General features: G+C 34.7%; 20 protein-coding genes. 10 read left to right on the top strand and 10 right to left on the bottom strand.

The window, feature by feature from the left end:
* The first annotated feature begins 22 nt into the window (after positions 1-22).
* Positions 23-505 carry a hypothetical protein gene (locus O4O04_RS03620; RefSeq protein ID WP_272534234.1) on the top strand — a complete coding sequence of 161 codons (483 nt, stop codon included), beginning with the start codon at positions 23-25 and terminating at the stop codon, positions 503-505.
* 74 nt (positions 506-579) lie between these two features.
* Here O4O04_RS03620 and O4O04_RS03615 read toward each other — a convergent pair whose 3' ends face one another.
* From O4O04_RS03615 to O4O04_RS03580, 8 genes are all read right to left on the bottom strand, one after another.
* Entirely contained in the window at positions 580-1,854 is a 1,275-nt protein-coding gene (locus O4O04_RS03615) for a PP2C family protein-serine/threonine phosphatase (RefSeq protein WP_272534233.1), read from the bottom strand.
* A gap of 216 nt (positions 1,855-2,070) precedes the next feature.
* A complete protein-coding gene (locus O4O04_RS03610; protein WP_272534232.1) occupies positions 2,071-2,343 on the bottom strand; it encodes a hypothetical protein in 273 nt (90 codons plus the stop codon).
* A 294-nt stretch (positions 2,344-2,637) separates the two neighbouring features.
* Entirely contained in the window at positions 2,638-4,188 is a 1,551-nt protein-coding gene (locus O4O04_RS03605) for an adenylate/guanylate cyclase domain-containing protein (RefSeq protein ID WP_272534231.1), read from the bottom strand.
* Positions 4,189-4,469: 281 nt separating this feature from the next.
* Entirely contained in the window at positions 4,470-4,886 is a 417-nt protein-coding gene (locus O4O04_RS03600; RefSeq protein WP_272534230.1) for an MAPEG family protein, read from the bottom strand.
* Positions 4,887-5,004: 118 nt separating this feature from the next.
* Complete coding sequence (locus tag O4O04_RS03595) at positions 5,005-6,066, bottom strand: amidohydrolase family protein (RefSeq protein ID WP_272534229.1); 1,062 nt, start codon at positions 6,064-6,066, stop codon at positions 5,005-5,007.
* A gap of 19 nt (positions 6,067-6,085) precedes the next feature.
* Positions 6,086-7,333 carry an RNA polymerase sigma factor gene (locus O4O04_RS03590; RefSeq protein WP_272534228.1) on the bottom strand — a complete coding sequence of 416 codons (1,248 nt, stop codon included), beginning with the start codon at positions 7,331-7,333 and terminating at the stop codon, positions 6,086-6,088.
* Positions 7,330-7,680 (bottom strand): YciI family protein, encoded by a 351-nt coding sequence (locus tag O4O04_RS03585; RefSeq protein WP_272534227.1) that lies wholly within the window; start codon positions 7,678-7,680, stop codon positions 7,330-7,332. The genes O4O04_RS03590 and O4O04_RS03585 overlap by 4 nt, the downstream gene beginning before the upstream one ends.
* A 4-nt stretch (positions 7,681-7,684) precedes the next feature.
* Positions 7,685-8,116, bottom strand: coding sequence for a hypothetical protein (locus tag O4O04_RS03580; RefSeq protein WP_272534226.1), 432 nt, complete (start codon positions 8,114-8,116; stop codon positions 7,685-7,687).
* 429 nt (positions 8,117-8,545) lie between these two features.
* Between O4O04_RS03580 and O4O04_RS03575 the strand changes: the two genes are divergently transcribed.
* The 7 genes from O4O04_RS03575 to O4O04_RS03545 all read left to right on the top strand — a co-directional run bounded on the left by O4O04_RS03575 (position 8,546) and on the right by O4O04_RS03545 (position 17,126).
* Positions 8,546-9,502, top strand: a complete 957-nt coding sequence (locus O4O04_RS03575; RefSeq protein ID WP_272534225.1) for a YjgN family protein — start codon at positions 8,546-8,548, stop codon at positions 9,500-9,502.
* A 13-nt stretch (positions 9,503-9,515) separates the two neighbouring features.
* A complete protein-coding gene (locus O4O04_RS03570; RefSeq protein WP_272534224.1) occupies positions 9,516-10,739 on the top strand; it encodes a M48 family metallopeptidase in 1,224 nt (407 codons plus the stop codon).
* 228 nt (positions 10,740-10,967) lie between these two features.
* A complete protein-coding gene (locus tag O4O04_RS03565; RefSeq protein WP_272534222.1) occupies positions 10,968-13,010 on the top strand; it encodes a PAS domain-containing hybrid sensor histidine kinase/response regulator in 2,043 nt (680 codons plus the stop codon).
* A gap of 218 nt (positions 13,011-13,228) precedes the next feature.
* Positions 13,229-14,131 carry a TRAP transporter TatT component family protein gene (locus O4O04_RS03560; RefSeq protein WP_272534220.1) on the top strand — a complete coding sequence of 301 codons (903 nt, stop codon included), beginning with the start codon at positions 13,229-13,231 and terminating at the stop codon, positions 14,129-14,131.
* Positions 14,132-14,203: 72 nt separating this feature from the next.
* Positions 14,204-15,208: a TRAP transporter substrate-binding protein gene (locus O4O04_RS03555; RefSeq protein ID WP_272534218.1), complete on the top strand. Its 1,005-nt coding sequence runs from the start codon at positions 14,204-14,206 to the stop codon at positions 15,206-15,208.
* A 17-nt stretch (positions 15,209-15,225) separates the two neighbouring features.
* Positions 15,226-15,771 carry a TRAP transporter small permease gene (locus tag O4O04_RS03550; RefSeq protein ID WP_272534217.1) on the top strand — a complete coding sequence of 182 codons (546 nt, stop codon included), beginning with the start codon at positions 15,226-15,228 and terminating at the stop codon, positions 15,769-15,771.
* Positions 15,771-17,126: a TRAP transporter large permease gene (locus O4O04_RS03545; protein WP_272534216.1), complete on the top strand. Its 1,356-nt coding sequence runs from the start codon at positions 15,771-15,773 to the stop codon at positions 17,124-17,126. The genes O4O04_RS03550 and O4O04_RS03545 overlap by 1 nt, the downstream gene beginning before the upstream one ends.
* A gap of 134 nt (positions 17,127-17,260) precedes the next feature.
* On the opposite strand, the gene O4O04_RS03540 is transcribed toward O4O04_RS03545, so the two are convergent.
* Complete coding sequence (locus O4O04_RS03540) at positions 17,261-17,467, bottom strand: hypothetical protein (RefSeq protein ID WP_272534215.1); 207 nt, start codon at positions 17,465-17,467, stop codon at positions 17,261-17,263.
* A gap of 156 nt (positions 17,468-17,623) precedes the next feature.
* On the opposite strand from O4O04_RS03540, the gene O4O04_RS03535 reads away from it, so the two are divergent.
* Both O4O04_RS03535 and O4O04_RS03530 read left to right on the top strand, forming a co-directional pair.
* The gene (locus O4O04_RS03535; RefSeq protein WP_272534214.1) at positions 17,624-17,869 is read left to right on the top strand and encodes a hypothetical protein; all 246 of its coding nucleotides are present in this window, start codon (positions 17,624-17,626) and stop codon (positions 17,867-17,869) included.
* Positions 17,866-19,617: a MutS-related protein gene (locus O4O04_RS03530; RefSeq protein WP_272534213.1), complete on the top strand. Its 1,752-nt coding sequence runs from the start codon at positions 17,866-17,868 to the stop codon at positions 19,615-19,617. The genes O4O04_RS03535 and O4O04_RS03530 overlap by 4 nt, the downstream gene beginning before the upstream one ends.
* A 98-nt stretch (positions 19,618-19,715) precedes the next feature.
* Here O4O04_RS03530 and O4O04_RS03525 read toward each other — a convergent pair whose 3' ends face one another.
* Positions 19,716-20,567 carry a CPBP family intramembrane glutamic endopeptidase gene (locus O4O04_RS03525; RefSeq protein WP_272534212.1) on the bottom strand — a complete coding sequence of 284 codons (852 nt, stop codon included), beginning with the start codon at positions 20,565-20,567 and terminating at the stop codon, positions 19,716-19,718.
* Between the last annotated feature and the right edge of the window lie 11 nt (positions 20,568-20,578).

Genomic DNA, 20,578 nt, shown 5'->3' with positions numbered 1-20,578 from the left:
AGTAGTTGGAATTTAGATTCTAATGGATAATATCATTACATACTTCCTTGGAGAAAAATTTCAATGCACTGTAGGTGCAATGATTTCAATAACCTTCATCACTATTTCGATATATTTTCTTTTTCAGCAAAAGCAATTTTTAAAAGGTATAGCTTATGCAACGATACCGCTTTCGATATTGCTTTTTATCATCTGTATTACGGTAATCTACAAAAACTCCACTGATATTGAACGGGTAACTACTTTTTACAAAGATGCTCCGCAAAAAATACATGAAGTAGAGATTCCAAGAATACAGAATGTGATGAAAATCTTCGGCATATTAAAAAAAGTTGAAATAGTAATATTTCTTTTAGGTTTCGTAATTGTGATTGCTTTTTGGAAGAATGAAATGTTGCGAGGGGTTGGAGTTGGACTTATGATTATGGGAGCTTGCCTCTATACTTTTGATCACTTAGCCGAATCACGATCTGAACTTTATATGCAATTCTTGAAATCATTTTAAATTACAACATCCTTTCGTTTTCTGGCATCAAGTCTCCATATCTATCTGACTTCAACTTAGCGATTGGTTGTTTTTCAAATAAATTGAATCCGATCCTTCCGTCTGGCTATTATTTTATTCATTAATTTATTACTAGAAAAATTAGATGGATCTTTGCCCAAAGCAATCTCTGCTAGTGATTGTGATTTATCTAAATTACCTGTTTTATAATAGAGATAGGACAATAAATTCAAGGAAGGAATATGGTCTTTGACTATTGAATAATTTTTTTCTAATAATTGAATTGATCCAGAACCCTTACCCAACTTTTCCATACAGAAAGCTCTTAAATACAGTTGTTCTAAATTTTGAATATCTTCCTGTGAGGAATTTTCCAGGGCATACAAAGCATCCTCAAAATAAAATTCTTTAATTAAAGTTTTTATTTGTTTCAATTCTATATAAGTTGCATTCTCTGCATTTGGATTAGATAAAAATTCGATTTTGATTAAAGATAAATCATCGATAAGTTCTCCAGATTTACTTATTTCTTCGAAAATCCCTTCCAAATCTGCCTTTCTCTTCTCTACAATTTTTACAAAAATATTTTCATCATCATTAATTTTTCGTTCAATGCTATTAGGAGTCAGGTTTGTGTCATCACGCCCATCACATCCAGCGATTAAGATGTCTCCAGGTAAAAGTTGAAACTCATGAATCTTAATTGGCTCTGTAACAGGAAATCCAATTTTCCGATGCGGAAATTCTTCATCTAAAAACTGAGCCTTTCCATCTCTATATAATACAGTCGATGGATGTTCTGAATTAAAATAATACATTTTTCCGTTATTCTCATTCACAAGACCCATAAAGCATGAAATAAACATGGAACCATCAAAGGCTAGGAATATATTTTGCAATTCCATATATGTATCATTCATCCATTCGCGAGGATGAAGATTTAGACTTTTTTTATTAGATGCAGATCTAGATAATAAAGAATTAACCACTGTTCCTAAAACTATTGCACCACCTGCACCTTGCATTGATTTACCCATTGCGTCTGCATTGATAAACATCGTATAACGAATTCCTCTAAATATTATATTTCCTGAAATGTTAATATCCCCTCCAAGATCAGAGTCTCTTCCTCTAAAAGAAAATGTCTTCTTCTGCTTAGCGTAAAACTCTGTTTTTACGAAATCACTCCGATTGAAATTCTTAAATAAAGGATTTAAAATCTGAGTTGTTAAAAAATAATCTCCATCCTGCAACTCCTTTGCTGCTACTAATGCATTTTCAGCTTTCGTATTGCTGAAGTAAAAGTTTCCTACTACAAATAAAATAATTATATAAGAAGTAAAAAACATTGAATAGGAAAAATAGATTGCAGCGGTCGGTGAAAATACTGACCGCTCACCCATAGTCTGATTGAAAATTTCAAGTATAAGATACGAGATAAGTCCAGTGAGAGAAGAAGTATATAGTGCTTTTTTATTTTTTAAGTCAAACAATACAAATGGTATGCTTGCAAAAGCTAGAAACAGTAGATAAACTCCAGCCGATTTTCCAAGTTGAATTGAATATTAGACTAGAATAAAATTTACATTTAAGATAAGTATAAACCTTGAGAAAATGGAATGCCCGAATTTATTAAGAATAGGAAGAAGCAAATATACAAAAGTGCCGACATACAAAGCCCATACTATAGATGAAAGTTCAAGAGCGTAGAGCGCGAGTATGTATTGTAAATTTACAATTGAAAAGAATAACGAAAGTTGATTCGAAAGTAGGATTTTTCGCTTATCCAAAGGAGAAATTCCTAAATCGACACCCAAATTTATTAAATATTTAATCATAATTTTACTATTCCGTAATTATAAAAGTCTTTCGACCTTTGACATGAAAATAAATTTCTCAAAAATACTTTCAATCTTTTAATATCAGAATATTAAAAATAATTTATTTCATGCGAAGGATATAGCGAAACTTATTGATTTCCTGAAAAAAGCTTCCAATAAATAGTACAGAATGTACCTTTTTTACTTCACAAACTGGACAGCTACTGGGTTTCGCGAACCTTCCAAACTTAGTTGCTAAGTTTACACTAAAAATGATAAAAAGTGGAAAGAAGTTTGAGTCACCGTTTCAAGTCATTCTTGGTTTAATGTAAAAGTTGAGATAGCTTGAGATTTGCCCTTAAGCATTAGGCTTCCAATTTTTTTGAAATTGTAATTGTTCTCTAAAGATTCTTTAACTTCTTCTGAGAACAAAATGTTCACATCGAATTTCTTGCAAGCCGACTCCAAACGAGAAGCTGTATTCACTGTATCTCCAATAACAGTATATTCCATTCTTGTATGAGAACCTATATTGCCTGCAATTACAAATCCTTTGTGAATTCCTATTCGAGTTTTCATAAGCGGAAGTCCTTCTAATTCCAATTCCTCATTTAGTTTTTTGCCAGCTTCTTGCATATCTATAGCACATTGAAGAGCTGAATCAGCTGAGAATTCTAACGGGATAGGCATTCCAAAAATGGCAAGTATCGCATCTCCTATAAATTTATTAACTATTCCGCCATGTTTGCTGACGCAATTTGACATAAGTCCAAAGTAGCGATTGAGCATAGATACTACCTCCGCCGGAGTTCTATTCTCCGATAAAGTTGTAAAACCTGCAAGGTCACTGAAAAGTATTACGGCTTCTGATTGTTCTCCGCCTAGCTTCAAGTTTCCACTTAGCAGAAAATCTCGGACTTTTGGATCCACCATTCGCCCAAATGTATCGTTTATCTTTTCTTTCTCAGCAAGAGAAATAGTCATAGAATTCATTGTAGAAGAAAGATTTCCAATTTCATCTCTAGTGTCTACCAGCATTATCTTGTTAAAGTTACCATTTTGAATTTCCTCGGCTTGCAAACGCATTTTATCTAAGGGAGAACGAATCGAATTTGTTAAAAATAAAGTGATTATAAATATTAAGAAACCAATTATAGCGAACATGATTACAATCTCAGAAATCAAATTTCGTCCAAAAACATTATCTCCATTATTGTTGAATGTCTGGAGTAAACGAAACGTCATAAATCCTGGAAGAATAGATATCGTTACTATATAAATATAAAATCTCTGTTTTAAATTTGGTCTTAAGCCGTCAGTAATTTCATTGAATTGGCTTCCCGCAAAAATTTTTGGGACGATCAATGTTCTCTGGAAATAATCCAAAAGATAATACGAAAGTACAAAACTCGTGATTGCCATAGACAGAGTCAGTAAGGAAGACTCAAGGATCCAATGCCAATTATTAGAAAATCCTCGCAAAATAATCTGAGACTCGAAACTTAAAGTTCCTATCACCCAAGAAAGTCCTGATATAAAACTGAAAAAAATAGGAATATTAATAAGTCTAACGTAAGAAGTATTACTCATCTTAAACGTCTTCATCTCTCTGTAAATAGGCACCAAATACAATACTAAAAATAAAGTCATAAAAGGAAACGGGAGAAAATTAGATGTAATCATAATGGTGGCATCAGCTTGAACTATTTTCACGGATTCTTGAAATTCAGGCGAGATTAAGAATTGATTCAAGAAAGTATTGATTACAACTGTAACTAGATTCGAGGCTAGAAAAAGAAAAGCCATTATAAGTATACTTTTCTTGATAAATTTGATTTCTGATTTGCTAAGTACTTTATGCATGGAATAATCCATAGATTAATTAATTTCTGAAAACTCTTTACACATGGTTAGAATACTAACTTTGATCGTCAAAAAATTAACAAGAATCACAGAATAAATAAATTAAAAAATAAATTGGATTTATAGTAAAAAAATCTAATATGTATTTACATATTCAAATTTAATTTGTCATACAGAAGATTATTTTGAATTAAAATCTTATCTTTTAAAAATAGTTAAATTTGAAATGATTGTAGCTATATATTATTTAAGTTTAAGATACATTTCTTATATAACAATTCCTACAATAAAAGAAGTGTTATCATTGTTATATAACATCCAACTTGAACAACATAACCCGTGAATCGAAAGTTTACATTCCAAACTCCATCACCGCTCCAATGTGCAAGAGTTTGGAATATTCTTCCGCCCAATGCAGTCCAGGCAACAATTGTAAAAGTTGCATTATTCATGAGAGTTATCACAGAAACTATGCATAAAATTGCGAAAATGGGTAGATTTTCGAGACAATTGAAATGGGATCTTGATAGTCGCCAGTAGAAACCTTCGCCATGCTTTTCCCAAGATGGAAACTCATTGGACTTTTTCTCACCTGCAAGTACCTTAGCTGTTCGATAACTGATAACTAGAATTCCTACAAAAACTGTCCAAGCTACGTAGATGATGAGTGGTTTGATTGTTGGATGGAAGTAATTCATAATACAACGATTCTATAATAGGTCTTACTTCAAGAATAGTAAAATTCTTTTATTCCTATACTTTTTTTGTTTATTTAGAACAAAATTGGAAAGTTTTTGTCTGGGCAATAAATTGCGATTAGATCGGAATACCGAACAATCTGCAACTATTCTGATATAAAATTTTTCTTTTACTTTCGACTTTTATATCCAAATTGAGAATATTCTCAATCGGATGACTTAGATTATATGGAATATTGGGAAAATCTGATCCGAAATAGATTCTATCAGAATACTTGTCCAACAAATATATACAATCATCGTTGTTCGTTCCTGTTGCCAGATAATCCACGAAAACCATAGTCGAATCCATTCCCAGTTTCAGGTATTCATCCAATAGAGATGCATATTTTTCGATTTCGTAGGCACCCATATGTGCTATGATTACTCTTAGTTCAGGAAATTTTTGAATAAATGGCTCGAAAAACTGAATTCCCGTATATTCACCAGGAAGAGGTGCAGTACCTGTGTGAATTACAATCGGTATATCTTTCTCTTGAAGATAATTAAAAGTATTCGATAATTCCTTACGATTCAGATCTAACTTAGATACTTCGCAATGCAATTTGAAACCACGAAATCCCAATTCTTCAACAGCATACTTCACATAATCATCCACTGAATCTTCCGGATAAAAAGTTCCAAAAAGAAAGCAACCTTCTGTGGATTTATGATTCTCATATGCCCATTGATTCAAACCCACAGCCATTCCCGGTTTATGAGCATACATTAATGTTGTAAAATACCGAATTTTATTTCGTTGAAGCGCATCTAGTCTATCAATTTCTTTTTTTCTATATGTAATTTTCCAATCCACTTTTTCAAACCACATCCAAATTGCTCTTAGCACAGCATCAGGAAAAAAATGCGTATGGATATCGAATACATAAGGAATGGAATATTTTTCCAATAACTCTAGATGAGTCACAATATCTTCTGATGACGGAATGTTGTCTTTATCTCGCCAATCTAGGATCGGCCCTATAGTATTGGAGGATTTAGTTTCTAATATGGAATTGGAGAAAATTGAATCTTGATCTGAAGATTCTGATTCAGACGACAAGGAAAGATTGGAATGCAATCTAGAATCAGTATGAGAGCCAGAAAAACCATAGCAAGCAAAACAAGGCAACATAGTCATAATGATAATTTTAAAATCACTACAGAGGAATCAAAGTTTTATATTTCTTTTGAATCATTTTTTTCTCTGAATCTGTCTTTGTAAGCTCTAAGGCTCGCATAAGATGAATTTTCGATTTTTCTCTGTCAAATTTTAAATATAAATTAGCTAATGTTATATGATAATAGCAATCCTCTTTTTCGGCAAAATTTTCTAATAAGTTTTGTATTGCCTCTTGCTCGAATCCGCATTTTCCCAAAACATATGCACGATTCAGTTCAACAATTGGGCTAAAGTAAATTTTTTGTAGATTGTTATAAAGAGTAAGTAATCGATTCCATTTAATTGGAGTATCTGGTTCAGTATGATTCCAGGCTATTAACGCTTGGATAGCATATTCGCCGATAGGTTCTTCCGTTATAGATTTACTCAAAAAATAATTTCCTTGTGCAATTAATTCTTTTGACCATAAACTTCTATCCTGTTCTTCTAGACTTATAATTCCTCCAGAATCTGAAACTCTGCTTGAAAACCTTGAACTATGATAACACATAATTGCCATTAAAGCATTAACTTGACTAGTGTTTGTAAGAGGAAAATCGATCAATAGAAGTCCCATTTTCATCGCATCTAGACATAGATCCTTTCTAAAAATAGTCTCATTGGTTCGTGAGTAATAACCTTCGTTGAAAAGTAGGTAAATAATTTTGAGGACAGATTCTAATCTTTCGTTTAATTTTTCTGTATCGGGAAATTGCAATCGGATGTTTTCTTCCTTGATTTTTTCCTTGGCTCGATATAGTCTTTTATTAATTGTTTCTTTGTTTGTTAAAAAAGCATTCGCAATCTCATCTATACTAAAGGCGCATAAACTTCTTAAAGCAAGCGCGACTTGTGATTCTTCTGGAATTGAAGGATGACATATGCTAAACATCATTTGTAATTGAGTATCTTTTATCGTCGCTTGACCTTCTTCCAAATTAGAGATAACTGAATATTCAATTGGCAAAACAGAAGATTGAGAATTTAGAATGTCATCGTATTTTTTTTCTCTTTTCAGATTATTGATAATTTTATTTTTTGCAACAGCAAACAACCAACGGTTAGGATGTTCGGGATACCCTTTTAGCTTCCAGGTTTCGTATGCTGTAATAAAAGTTTCTTGGACAATGTCTTCAACTTCATCGATTCGATGGAATCCATAAATTTTGGTAAGAACTGCGATCATCTTCTTCGCTTCATCACGAAAAAGATGATCAAAATTCAAAATTTTCGAATCAATTGTCATCCAATCGCAAGACTAGTGATAGGTCTGACTTCAATGCTTCCAAATTCATAGTCAAGAATCGGACACTTTTTACTAATTTCAATTGCGTCTTCTATTGTAGCGACTTTACAGATCAAATAGCCAGCAAGAATTTCTTTTGCTTCCACGTAAGGCCCATCTGTAATTCCTTTATTCTTAACAATTTTGCCTTCGTAATCTAATGGCTGTGAACTTACAAAATTACCATTTTGAATAACTTCTCCTATCCAATCTTGCCATTTTGGCATTGTTGATTGCATTTCTTCGGGAGATAAACTATAACTACCTTCCCCTACCTGATTCCTAAATAGCAGTAAAAATTCTTTCATTTCCTTATCCTCTTATTGTTTCTCTATTACGCAAATTTTGTCTTTCTGCAAAGTAACCGCAGGCCAATCCTATTACTCCCAATTCAATAAGACCAAATACGAACCAACCTAAGGCAAGACCAAAAGATATAGGCAATACAATAAAGTTTGTATAAGCATACCAAAATCTAGAAAGAAATCCCAATGCTAACCCGAGTTTTAGTCCTTTGATGGAATCCATATTATCTCTAAAAAGATAAAAAATGTAGCTGAAAGAACTCGCAAAAACTAGATATATCCCTAGAAAAATTGGGGCATAAGCACCCAGCTCGTCCTTGGATCTCCAGAGACTGGCTAAACTGTCATAACTGGGTTTCAGGAAAACTTGGTTAATGATGGTTTCACTCAACCCCACTAGCAAAAAACTAATTAGAAATATTTGTAGATTCTTTTTCATAGAATCCTCCTTTAAATTTCTAATAGAACAAACGAGAATCCCGAAATAGGACAGTATCCTAGATTTTTTTATAATTTTTCGTAAGAAATTTGAGATTCAGAAAAAGGAGCTGAAAATTTTGAAAAAATGGATTTTATTTTGAACTTTCAAGTATATTTTCCATTGAATGTCTGAAACGACGGATTTTGCACAAACGTTATAAATAAATCTTTTGGTCTTTCACATACTCTATATTAGTTGCCATATTAAAGCTTTCTGAAGATTATTATTCATAATATGAGATTTTCAAGCCTGCCATGGTGAATTTGGCTTTATAAGAAGTGCGAAAAGAATATAAATAATTGAATTTCTTTTTTTTTGTTGCAAAAAATTGACTAAATCATAGGTTCTTTAGTTTTATAAACAAAATATAAATAGGTGACAAACATTATGGATAACAACCGCGTACAGTTTCATGCAACAGGTGGAGGACTTTTTGTTCTTTATCTTAAAAATATGTTTTTTACAGTGATTACCCTCGGAATATACAGATTTTGGGCAATTACGAATATTCAAAAATTCATGGCTGAAAACATTGAATGGGCAGGAGAGAGATTCTCTTTTAATGGAACAGGGAAAGAAAGATTTATTGGTTTCTTGAAAGCTGCTGCCATCATCGTAGTAGTTTTTATCGCAAATTATATTTTAGGATGGATATTCGGTCTTATTTTAGGACAATACGGTTCCTATTTGAGTATGATCATTCTGTTCGCTCTCTTTATTGGAATCATACCATTTATAGTAGTTGGAAATAGAAGATTCATGACAAGTCGAACAGGCTATAGAAATCTTCGATTTGGATTTGATGGTAAACCATTAGAACTCGCGATGATCTATATAAAAGGAATTCCACTTACTGCAATTACATTAGGTCTTTACTACCCGATTTTTTATATTGATCTTGAAACATATATGAAAGCTAAAACTCGATATGGAAATACGAATTTTGCCTTCCAAGCAGATAATAAAGAATTCTTTATTCTATGCATAAAAGGTTTCTTTCTAACACTAATTACCTTAGGTATCTATGGATCTTGGTTCTATGCCGATGTTCAGAATTTTTTATGGAAGCATACATCTTTTCAAGGTAAGAATTTCAATAACAACCTAACTGGTGGAGCAGTATTCAAGAACTTTTTGATTGCTTATGTTATTGTATTGTTTACCCTAGGTATTGGTTTTGCTTGGGCAATCGCTAGAGTTATGAAGCTGCATCTAGAAGCAATTAGTCTTGAATCAGCTGTTGACTGGAATTCAATCTCGGCACAACCTGACACAGAAGCATCGGCTACCGCCGAGGGATTAGAAGCAATCGCGAATTCTCTCGAAGGTTTCATGAATTACTAGAAGTTGTAAAATATTGTCAGATTATATATCTTTTCCATGTAGATATTTTTCTGGTTCAACTCCCATTCCTAGAGTGGGAGTTGTTACTTTCGAAAAAGATTCTTTACTATTTCGAGATGACGAAAGTGATATTCGTTTTCAAATTTCAGATTTTCATCGCATTGAAAGTCATGCCGACAAACTAAATCTTATTTTGTTCGAGGATGAGAGAACTGAAAGTCCAATTCTTGAACTTCAGATTCCCGCTAAATCTCACAAAGAAATAAAAAAAATCTTTACAAGTATAAAAAAAGAAAAAAGTATTGTTCACAAATTCAAACATTTTTTCTATTCTCTATCAAAATTACAAATTGCTTCCTTATCAATCATTTCTTTAATTATAGTTAGTTTATTATTTTTTATCATTGGTAATTATTCCTACAAACTGGTTCCGTCAAGTGCAGACAACTATCTTGGATCCAATGTTGAGTCCTTATTTGAAAAAGAATTTACCTTCTGTGATGATGAACAATCCGTGCAAGCTGTAGAGAGAATAGTCCGAGACATTCGACCAAGCAATTCGCCATTTACATACAAAGTAAAAATTGCCAAAAGTCCAATCTCCAATGCCTTCGCCCTTGCCGGCGGACGGATTTATATTTTGTCCGGATTATTGAACGAATCGGATTCTCCCGATGAATTGGCTGGTGTAATAGCACACGAGATCGCGCATATTGAGCAACGGCATCATGTAAGAAATATGATCAAAGCATTAGGTACTGCCTTTCTTGTTTCTATGATCATAGGTCCTGGAATCGGTGATTTTGAGGTTTTAGAAACTGCAACCGAAATTGGATCCACACTTCTGATACTAAAATACTCTAGGGATTTCGAAGAAGAAGCAGATAAAGTTGGAACAGATTTTCTTCATGATGCTGGATACTCCGCACATGGCATGTTAGACTTTTTTCGAAAAGTATATGAATCAGAGTCTTCTTTATTCGCAGGCATCATAGGAGACGAGGATAAACAAGATAATCCAAACGAAACCCAAGAAACAAATTCCAAAATTGAAAAGGATTCCAATTCCAAATCTTCTGTTGGTTCACAAATTATTGATATGTTGAGTACGCATCCTGCCACAGAAGAAAGGATAGCAAAAATCCAAAACTATCTCGATAAGGAGAGAAAAACGTCAGATAGCAAAAAATGGAAAATAAAAAATTGGAAAAAAATTCAAAATTCCTGCAAAGTATAATTCAGTAATTTCCTAAAGTCTATTGATTGAAAAGCGAAACTGAGTTTATTTCAATGTATGAATCATATATGATTTTCATTCAGTTCTAATTGGACACAGTATCATATTTTGGATACTCAATGGATGATTGCTGAGCTGTTGAGGACATTTTGATTCAAGGATAAAATAAATTTTTAACTTGAAACTAAATCAACTTTCCTCATATTCTCAAAGAGCAACAGTAAAATTATGCAACCGGAATCTATGTCACAAGAAGCAGAAATCTCGCAACTCAAAAAATTGCTTCAAGAAAAGGATGAAGATACAAGAAAGTCTAATGAATTTTTAAAAAACCTATCACTATACAATAGAAGCATAGTTGATAGCAATCCAGATCCACTATTTGTTTTAGATGATTCTTTTCGCATAACTGATGCTAATCAAGCATCAGAAAATCTTCTAGACATGTCTAGACCTTCATTTTTATTTCTAGATTTTTGTAAATTTTTTAATAATTCGGATGGATTGAGAAATTATCTTGGAAGAATTCGAATTGGTGACGAGACCAATCTTTTTGAGACAAGCTTTCGCACTAAGCAAGATAAAGAAATCCCGGTAACGATAAAAGCACAAGTTGGAACAGTTAATCAGAATAATTCTTCCACTATGATTGTAACCATCCGAGAGATGAGTGAGATTCAAGAGTTGATTATTGAACTTGCCAAATCCGAGAAAACTACCAAAGCAATTCTAGACAACACAATGACTAGCATGATCCTCTTAGATCGTGATTTGAAAATATCCGCCTCCAATAAAAATGCGAACTTATCATTTGTGAATTTTCAGAATCGTGTCCTCAAAACAGGCGAAAGCATTACCGATATACTTCCCAAGAAATTTCAAGCGCCATTCCGCTCGACAATCGAAAAATGTTTTGGGGGCGATTATGTAATTTTCGAAAGAAGAATTCGTGATGGCTTTGGTAAATTTCGTTTTTATTTATTTCACCTAGCACCTGTTTTTGGCAAAAGACGAATTGATTCTATTGTGATTTCCGGAATCGACATAACCGATCGAAAAAACATGGAAAAAGAGTTAGCACATACTAAGAAGAAAGCCGAAGAAGCCAATTATGCTAAGTCTATGTTTCTTGCAAATATGAGCCACGAAATTAGAACTCCAATGAATAGTATCCTTGGATTTGTGGATTTATTAGATGAGATGCCACTTCCCGATATTCAACGCGAATATGTTCGAGCGATTCGAAATTCAGGACAGAACCTTTTAGAATTGATCAATGATATTTTGGATATCAGTAAACTTGAATCCAATAAACTAAAACTCAAACCTACTGTTTTCAATATTCGTAATTTTATAAATGAACTGCACTCTTTATTTATGCCTATTTCTAATAAGAAAGGAATCCATTTCAAAATTGAAATCAGTTCACAGGTTCCACCATTTATTAAACTGGACGCTCAGAGACTAAGGCAAATTCTTATCAATTTGATTGGTAACGCAATCAAATTCACTTTGAAAGGCGAAGTTAGCCTAACAATAATCAATCGAAATAGTAGCTCACACGAAGATACTTCCAACGACATTCTAGATACAAGCCTTAAGACATCACTGATATTCGTTGTATCCGATTCTGGAATCGGAATATCGCCGGATCAACACACAATCATCTATGATAAATTTTCCCAAGTAGGAAGTATCGCTTCAACAGAAGGTTCCGGTCTTGGGCTTTCAATCACCAAACAAATGATAGAAATCATGAACGGCAATATATTTTTGGAATCTCATCCGAATCTAGGTTCATTGTTTTCTGTTTATATACCCAATGTGGAAATATCTTATCAATCGAATAATGCGGAGATCTCGGACGCAATGCTTCCAAATGAATTCAAATCAAAACACAAAAACATAAAAGTATTGGTTGTAGATGACAACGAACTCAACCGAATGCTAGTTAAGAGATTTCTAGATCAAGCTTCTACAGAAACTTTGATCGCGACGAATGGCCAAGAAGCAATTGATATCGCTTTGATTTCCAAACCAAATCTTATACTTATGGACATGAAGATGCCTGTCATGGATGGATATACTGCAACGCGCATTTTGAAATCGAATGAAAGTACAAAAACGATACCGATTATAGCTCTAACTGCCCATGCTTTGAAAGAAGAAGAGGAAGCAATTAGAAGGAACGGATGTGATGGGTTTCTATCGAAGCCGTTAGATCGTAACCTTCTATTCAAAGAGATGGATCTGTTATTAATCACTCGTTAAATTTGGTAAATTTTACTAAATTATTTATTTTATTTCTCTATTTCTGACATTCAACGAACACCGTTCACGGTGCACTGCACATAAAATACCATTCTTTATGATATTTTTGATTAAATATGAAAAAAAGCTTGAAAAGAAACAGATTTAGAATATTTTTTTCACAATCGTTCATGACACTTCGTGTCTAACAAAAACAAAAAAAACATGGAGATTTTATAATGTTTAACAATTCAAATCGATTCTTACCTGTAGGAATCAGCCTAGTTGCAGCTTTACTTCTTACGGTGAATTGTGCTACTAGCAGAACAGTAACCTATACTAAGTCATTTATACCTAGAGATGCGAAGCCTGCTGCAATCCCTGCTTCCACTCTAAAATTATACAATAATAGACAAGTAAAGGCTGATCTTGCTCAATCAATTGATGAGCTTACAGCTTTTGTTGAAGCGAACCCAGGTCACTATGATGCTATGGTTATGCTATGCCGTGGTCATTACCTAATGGCTGATGGTCATTTATATATTGAAATCGCTCCTGACAAATCCAATGCAAAAGCGATTCAAAAAGAGCAAGGTAAACATTTTGACTTAGGTGTTAAATGGTGTGAGAGAGCTATGGCTACCAATGAAGCTTTCTACAAAAAAGTTGCTGTAGGTGGTGGGGATGTTGTAACAGCTTTACCTGACCTAACTATCAACGAAATTGATGCTCTCTATTGGTCTTATGCAAACCTTGCAAAATGGTCAAGAATCGAAGGTTTGATGACTCTACTTGAAAACAAATCTAAGTTCACAGCAATCGTTGCAAGAGTTGAATCCCTCAATCCAAAATACTTTCATGGTTCAGTTCTTCGTTACAAAGGTGCAGCTAACCTAGCTTCTCCTACTGGTAACAAAAAAGAAGGCGCACAACAATTGGAAGCATCTATCAAAGCAGCTCCAAATTATTTCGGAACAAAAGTCCTATATGCTGACCTTGGACTTCGTGGTGATGAAGAAAAAGCAATCAAGTATTTGAATGAAGTGATCAACGGAAATGCAAATGCAATTCCAGACATTAAACCAGAGCAGTTGCTTGAACAAGAAAAAGCTAAGAAGCTTCTAGCTGAAGATTTTAATTAATTAGAAAACGGATTTTCTATGAGGAGGCGGGTTGTCCCGCCTTTTTTATGCAATTATTTTAAGGAGAATAGAATGAACAAATTACAAACAACACTCTTGATCGCATCAGTAGGGATCTTAACATTTGCAGGTAGTGTAAATGCGCAGACTCGAGTAAAACTAGCATCGGTTGCGCCACAAGGTACTCCTTGGGCAGATGTTATGTACGCAATCCAAAAAAGAATTAATTCTGAAAGCGGTGGCAAATACAACGTAAAAGTTTATCCTGGTGGACAGCTCGGTGGTGAGAACGAAATCCTCGCTGGTGTTCGCGGGGGAAGAATTGAATTCGCAGGTTTAACGACTGGAGCTGTTGCGAACGTAGTACCTGAACTCAACGTATTAGAGATGCCTTATCTATTTGATAACATTGGACAGGCAGATTGTGTTCTGGACAATCATTTGATTGAGCCAGTTTCTGGATTACTTACATCTAAAGGAATGGTATTTATTTCTTGGGCGGAGAATGGTTTTCGTTCCATCGGTATGAAAGGCAAAGCAATCAAAGTTCCTGCGGATCTTTCTGGTGTAAAAGTGAGATCACAAGAAGCTAAGACACATATCCAATTTTGGAAAAGTGTTGGTGCAAGTCCAATTCCTATTGCGATACCAGAAGTTCTTCCAGCTCTTCAAACAGGTGTTGTAACAGCATTTGACAACACTCCTTTGTTTACAATGGCTGCTGAATGGCAAACTACTATCGACAATTTTACCTTCACAAAACATATCTACCAACCAGCTCTAATCGTTGTTAGCAAAAGCTTTCATGACAAACAACCAGCGGAGAACAGATCTATCATCGTTGGAAAAACCAACGAACTCGCAGGCGAAGTTAGAAAAGGCGTTCGTGCTCTTGATGGAAGACTTGTGGCTACTCTAAAGAAAACTGGAGTTGCAATTCACAATCCGTCTGCGGCTGAGCTTGCACAATGGAAAGCAGCTTCTGCTGGACAAGAGAAAACCGTATTGCCTAAGCTAGGTGGCAAATCGAAAGCGATTTATGATGCTGTGATAAAAGGCAAATCTGCCTGCAAATAATGGATGGTATATAAACCGTGACGAATACTATAAAAAAAATAATCGGTGGAATCACCATCGTTGAAAAAGTTTTTGGCGGACTCTGTTTCGCCATTCTCGCACTCCTTATGGCTATGGACGTGGGAAGCAGAGAAATTTTCAACGAAGGAATTGAATGGGCTCAGAAAGGTGCAATCATTCTGATGATTTGGGGTGGTTTTATTGGGGCTGCACTTACAACTGCGAAAGGGGGTCACCTAAGACCAGAGATCGCAGATAAGTTATGGCCTGAGAAATTCAAACCATTTCTAAAAGTAATAGAACATTTGATTGTAACTGGATTCTGCGTTTTCTTGTTCTATCTTTCTTTAGAACATTTGCAAGCAGTTCAAGCAAATGGTGATATCCATCCGGTGATCGTTGGCTTACCTCTATGGGTAGTCAATATCATTTTTCCTTATGTATTCGTCTCAATGGCTTTCAGGCATTTTGTATTTGCAATAGTACCATCTCTGAGACCAGACGATTACGGCGAAACATCCAAAGTCTTGGACGAATTTGAAAAAGAAGAGGTGGGATACTGATGGGTTCCTTAGGTTTAATCGTTCTTTTAGTACTTCTTGTACTTCTTGGTCAACCACTATTCGTTATCATGGGCTCGGTTACTGCGTATTGTTTTCTATTCTTGGGAGAGGGAGACCTCACAGGAATAATAGAAGATATCTATTACGGTGCTGACAAAGAGATCTTACTCGCAATCCCACTGTTTATTCTAGCAGGTAACTTGATGACCTATGGAAGTATTGCTCGAAGACTCATTGATATGGGTCGAGCTTATACTGCACCCATTCCATCTGGGCTTGCAATTGCTGGGGTTTTTGCTTGTGCGATTTTTGCTGCGATTTCTGGCTCAAGTCCTGTAACACTGATTGCGATTGGTGGAATCATGTACCCTGCTCTTCAAAAAGCTGGCTATGATAAGCAATTTAGCATGGGTCTACTAACATCTGGTGGAACTTTAGGAATCATCATTCCTCCGAGTATCCCGATGATCATCTATGCTATTATGGTGGGAGTGTCCGTTACTGATCTTTTCAAAGCAGGAATTGGACCTGGAATTCTACTAGTCTTCATGCTTATGGGTTACTCCATGTATAAGGGCTGGAATATGCCACGTGGCAAATGGGTTCTCAAAGAGATCGGTGAATCAACACTCAAAGGATTCCTCGCTCTAATGATGCCAGTTATTATTCTAGGTGGAATCTACTCAGGAATTTTTACAGCAACTGAATCAGCGGCTATCGCTGTGATGTATGCTCTGTTTGTAGAACTTGTCATTCATAGAGAATTGAAGGTAACAAAAATTCCTCAGATTCTTGTAGAAAGTGCTGAGATGTTAGGATCTCTACTTTTGATCTTGCTTCTTGCTACTAGTTTGAATAAGTTCCTCACAATCGAACAAGTTCCACAAAGCATGGTTGAATACATGTCGACTTTGATTACAAGTCCAATTGCATTCATCATTGGAGTGAACATTTTGTTACTGATTGTTGGATTCTTTATGGATATCATGTCGGCAATTCTTGTATTGGCACCACTGCTTGCGCCTATGGCTGCTTCATACGGAATCAATCCAATCCATTTTGGAATCATCATGATTGTGAACTTAGAAATTGGTTATATCACACCTCCAGTTGGTATCAACCTATTCGTTGCATCAGGAATTTTCAAAGAAGCTTTGGGTGATGTGATCAAGTCCGTAGTTCCGATCATTGGAATCTTTCTTGTAGCATTGATGCTAATTTCTTTCATTCCTCAGATTGCTTTGTTCACTCTACCGAATGAAACAACTGAAATGAAAGCACCTGATGTTCCAGGAACGAATATGGAAGAAGAGGAAGAAATTCCTCCGGGTGGAAGCTTTTTAGATAAATATTAGAAGAATTGAAATCCTGGGTTCGATAGCCCAAGATTGTTCCTTCGATTGAGAATACCAGCTGAGAGAAATCTAGCTGGTATTTTTTTGTAAACGGTGCCGATTCTCTTTGAATCTAAGCACCGTTTTTTATTCGATTAGTCTCTAAGAAAGGATGATTTCTGATCTCCCTTTAAATGACGATTCCGGATTTCATGTAGTTTTTTCATCTGTCTGTCATCAAGCAGACTTCCTGCCTTTAGACCTAGAACTGGCAATTGTGATTCACTTGTGATTGAAGCAAGTTTTTGAGTGTTTCTGGAATAAGAGCTAGATAGCTCGTCATTTAATTCTGCGTAAAACATTGTGGCCTCCGTGCAACTCTGGTTGTTACGATTTATATTTGTTTTTTTTGGGAATCCTTTCCCTGATTATAAGATCGGGGGTTTTTCCAAATACTGAAGTAGTTTTTTATTTTTTTTCTTGTACTTTCTTGGGTGAAATCTAGCCTGGGAATCGCTATGCAGATACGTTTGGAAAACAGAACAGGAGTCAGAAAGGGTAGATTTGTCAAATATGAGTATGGAACCGACCTATTCGGTCGAATTTACCTCGATAAAATCAAAGGACGGGAACGAGGCAAGCTTGTTGACCGTTGGTTACTCAATGATTTCGGTAGTTTGTTCAGAGTTTTAGATCTTGAGATTTATAAAAGAGAAGTTGAAAATTACGAGAATACTCTATTAACGAAACCAGCATTTCGATGAGAAAAAAACTCCAACATCGCATTGAGAAAGTTTCTTCACGAATTTCGAGAATTGAATCTAAGCTCTCAACAACAGCGAGTTTTAGACTTTTCACCTTTTTATCCATACCTGCTTGCGCTCTAATACTTTACTTCTACCAGATTGATCTCATTCTCTCGATATTTCCTTTTATTGGAACCATATTAGTATTTTATGTATTTGTAAAACGATACAATTTGCAGGAAGATTTCAAGAATCGTTTAGTTTCTTATAATGATTTTCTTTCTAGAGAAATCCTTCGCGCTGAGAAGAAAACAAAAGATTTATTCCGGTCTATACCTGTCGCAGATAGTATTCGAAACAATCATCCATTCTGTGAAGATTTAAATATATTCGAAAAAGATGGACTGTTTAGTTTAATAGATACAACTTCCACTGAGCAAGGAGAAAAGTTATTCCTAAGTAATCTATTACAATCTAAATCAGAGACTTATGAAGAGATCATAAATCGACAAACTACTGTTAAACGATTTTCCAATAACATTTGGTTTAGTTATCAGTTCATAAGAAAAGCATCTGAAGATTGGGAGTTTTTTCTAGGTAAAAAATGGGAGACAAATGGCTGGAAAAGATCTAATTCAGGATTCTACTCCAAGCGAAAAATTCTAAGAAAAATATTTCCAATTCTATCAATTGTTGGATCCACCACAATTTTTGCTTCTATGATTTTCCAGCTCCCATTTGGTGCAAGTTTCTTCATTCTAAATACGGTAATCTTCCTTATGTATAGAAGAGACAGCCTAAAAGAATTTCAATTTCTTGAATCAGTTACTAAACGTTCTAATCAAACAGAGCGTCTCATCCTACAAATCAATCGTATTGATAAAAAATGGAAAAATGAAGATATAAAAAAATCTTTTCAGACCTATCGATCAGCAGTATCATCAGTCTGGAGTGCTCCGCTAGCTCACTTTATGATGAATGCTTTCTTCCTCCATGATCTATGGAAATTACGTAGCATAGAAAAATGGACTATAGAATACTCTGACTCAATGAAAATTTGGATCGAACGATTAGAGGTCATTGATTCTCTGATGCCTTTTATTCATTTGCATTATACTTATCCAACATGGAATTTTCCAACAATAGATCCCAAGAACCGATCGATTTCTGGTTTAGATTTAACACATCCGCTGCTACAAGAAAATTCCGCTGTGGCAAATCCACTGAATGAGATCTCTGAAGGATCTGTTCTTTTAATTACTGGTTCCAATATGTCCGGCAAAACAACATATATGCGAACGATTGGTACGAATATTCTTCTAGCTCTCTGCGGTGGTGTCGTAAGTGCCAAGACGCTTACTCTTCCTCCATTGAGAATTCTCTGTTCCGTCAAAAACCAAGATTCACTAACAGAAGGAATTTCTCTTTTTTATGCAGAAGCAAGAAGGCTAGCTGAAATTTTTAAATCGATTGAATCGAATGATTCGAAATATTTGATACTATTGGATGAAATATTAAAGGGAACCAATACAAAAGAAAGGTTTCTCGCTTCAGAATTTATAATTAAGCGTCTGCAAGGATCCAGCGCCTACACATTGTGCACAACTCATGATTTAGATCTAGCTAAGCTTCCGAATCTTACCCTAAAACATTTTACCGAGAAAATAGTTGATGATGCTATGAGTTTCGATTTTCAGATAAGAGATGGAGTTGTAGCGACCACCAATGCGATCTTTATTCTAAGAAAAGAAGGAGTCGTTCAGTAAATAATAAATTGCTAGATTATCTCAATAACTGGTAATAGATTCTTTAAACATTGCGAATCTCGTCTTCTTAATGTCTTGCCATATTCCCTAAAATAGAATCAAGCAATAAGCTCATCTGGATTTTCTATAGGTTGAATAAATTGATCCATGTTTTGCTCAATTCTAATCTTGCTTTTGAGAAATAAGAATAAAGGAATTCCGATCAATAATAAAATGATTCCGGAAAAATCAATTAGATCAAAAGTATAAATGGATGTCTTGTAGTGCCAAATTTCCGAATGCAAATTAAATTTACTAATCAATGGTGGAAGAACGAGAAATAGTCCATTGTACATCGCGTGTATTAGTATTGAGAAAACTATATTCTTCGTTAAGTACAATAGATAGCAGGAAAAAACACCAATCAATGCTGCTCCTACCATCTGAGAAGGATTCAAATGAATAACACAAAACAACAATGTAGAAACTAACATAGAAACAAAAAAAGAATAGTTACGCATCAATCCAAGAAAAGCGAATCCTCGAAAATACAATTCTTCTGTGATAGGAGCGACAACCACCAGCAAGAAATACAGAGGAATCTGATTGATAGGAAGGTATTCTGCAGAGGATTCAACAAAACCTTGCGAAACGGTGCTATTTTGAAAAACCATAACTGAAAGAAAAGCTCCAACTATATGCAACGCATAAGTGATTGCTAATGCTGGAAAAATCAAGATAGTTGTGTCTTTGCGAAAGGACATCATATCCATTAAATTCAATTTACTTTTGCGAAATGCATAGAGACTTACAGCAAATATCGCAATAACATTTGATCCTGAAATGATGTAGTCTCTAAATGAATTAAAATATTCGGTGTCTTTGAAAATCGCAATTAAAATTCCAAAAGCAAACTGTATGCATAGCAAAACAAAAGTTATTAGAATGACTTTTAATATCGTTGGGTACATTTCAATTCCTG

It is taken from the genome of Leptospira sp. GIMC2001, from assembly GCF_028462125.1.
GTDB lineage: Bacteria > Spirochaetota > Leptospiria > Leptospirales > Leptospiraceae.
Note: the sequence above shows the minus strand (reverse complement) of the source record. Positions and strands in the feature narration are given on the sequence as shown.

What these genes read in the sequence shown, in the direction of transcription:
- O4O04_RS03620 (WP_272534234.1), top strand. Translation starts at nt 23, where the DNA reads ATGGATAATATCATTACATACTTCCTTGGAGAAAAATTTCAATGCACT.
- O4O04_RS03615 (WP_272534233.1), bottom strand. Translation starts at nt 1,854, where the DNA reads ATGTTTTTTACTTCTTATATAATTATTTTATTTGTAGTAGGAAACTTT.
- O4O04_RS03610 (WP_272534232.1), bottom strand. Translation starts at nt 2,343, where the DNA reads ATGATTAAATATTTAATAAATTTGGGTGTCGATTTAGGAATTTCTCCT.
- O4O04_RS03605 (WP_272534231.1), bottom strand. Translation starts at nt 4,188, where the DNA reads ATGCATAAAGTACTTAGCAAATCAGAAATCAAATTTATCAAGAAAAGT.
- O4O04_RS03600 (WP_272534230.1), bottom strand. Translation starts at nt 4,886, where the DNA reads ATGAATTACTTCCATCCAACAATCAAACCACTCATCATCTACGTAGCT.
- O4O04_RS03595 (WP_272534229.1), bottom strand. Translation starts at nt 6,066, where the DNA reads ATGACTATGTTGCCTTGTTTTGCTTGCTATGGTTTTTCTGGCTCTCAT.
- O4O04_RS03590 (WP_272534228.1), bottom strand. Translation starts at nt 7,333, where the DNA reads ATGACAATTGATTCGAAAATTTTGAATTTTGATCATCTTTTTCGTGAT.
- O4O04_RS03585 (WP_272534227.1), bottom strand. Translation starts at nt 7,680, where the DNA reads ATGAAAGAATTTTTACTGCTATTTAGGAATCAGGTAGGGGAAGGTAGT.
- O4O04_RS03580 (WP_272534226.1), bottom strand. Translation starts at nt 8,116, where the DNA reads ATGAAAAAGAATCTACAAATATTTCTAATTAGTTTTTTGCTAGTGGGG.
- O4O04_RS03575 (WP_272534225.1), top strand. Translation starts at nt 8,546, where the DNA reads ATGGATAACAACCGCGTACAGTTTCATGCAACAGGTGGAGGACTTTTT.
- O4O04_RS03565 (WP_272534222.1), top strand. Translation starts at nt 10,968, where the DNA reads ATGCAACCGGAATCTATGTCACAAGAAGCAGAAATCTCGCAACTCAAA.
- O4O04_RS03560 (WP_272534220.1), top strand. Translation starts at nt 13,229, where the DNA reads ATGTTTAACAATTCAAATCGATTCTTACCTGTAGGAATCAGCCTAGTT.
- O4O04_RS03555 (WP_272534218.1), top strand. Translation starts at nt 14,204, where the DNA reads ATGAACAAATTACAAACAACACTCTTGATCGCATCAGTAGGGATCTTA.
- O4O04_RS03545 (WP_272534216.1), top strand. Translation starts at nt 15,771, where the DNA reads ATGGGTTCCTTAGGTTTAATCGTTCTTTTAGTACTTCTTGTACTTCTT.
- O4O04_RS03540 (WP_272534215.1), bottom strand. Translation starts at nt 17,467, where the DNA reads ATGTTTTACGCAGAATTAAATGACGAGCTATCTAGCTCTTATTCCAGA.
- O4O04_RS03535 (WP_272534214.1), top strand. Translation starts at nt 17,624, where the DNA reads ATGCAGATACGTTTGGAAAACAGAACAGGAGTCAGAAAGGGTAGATTT.
- O4O04_RS03530 (WP_272534213.1), top strand. Translation starts at nt 17,866, where the DNA reads ATGAGAAAAAAACTCCAACATCGCATTGAGAAAGTTTCTTCACGAATT.
- O4O04_RS03525 (WP_272534212.1), bottom strand. Translation starts at nt 20,567, where the DNA reads ATGTACCCAACGATATTAAAAGTCATTCTAATAACTTTTGTTTTGCTA.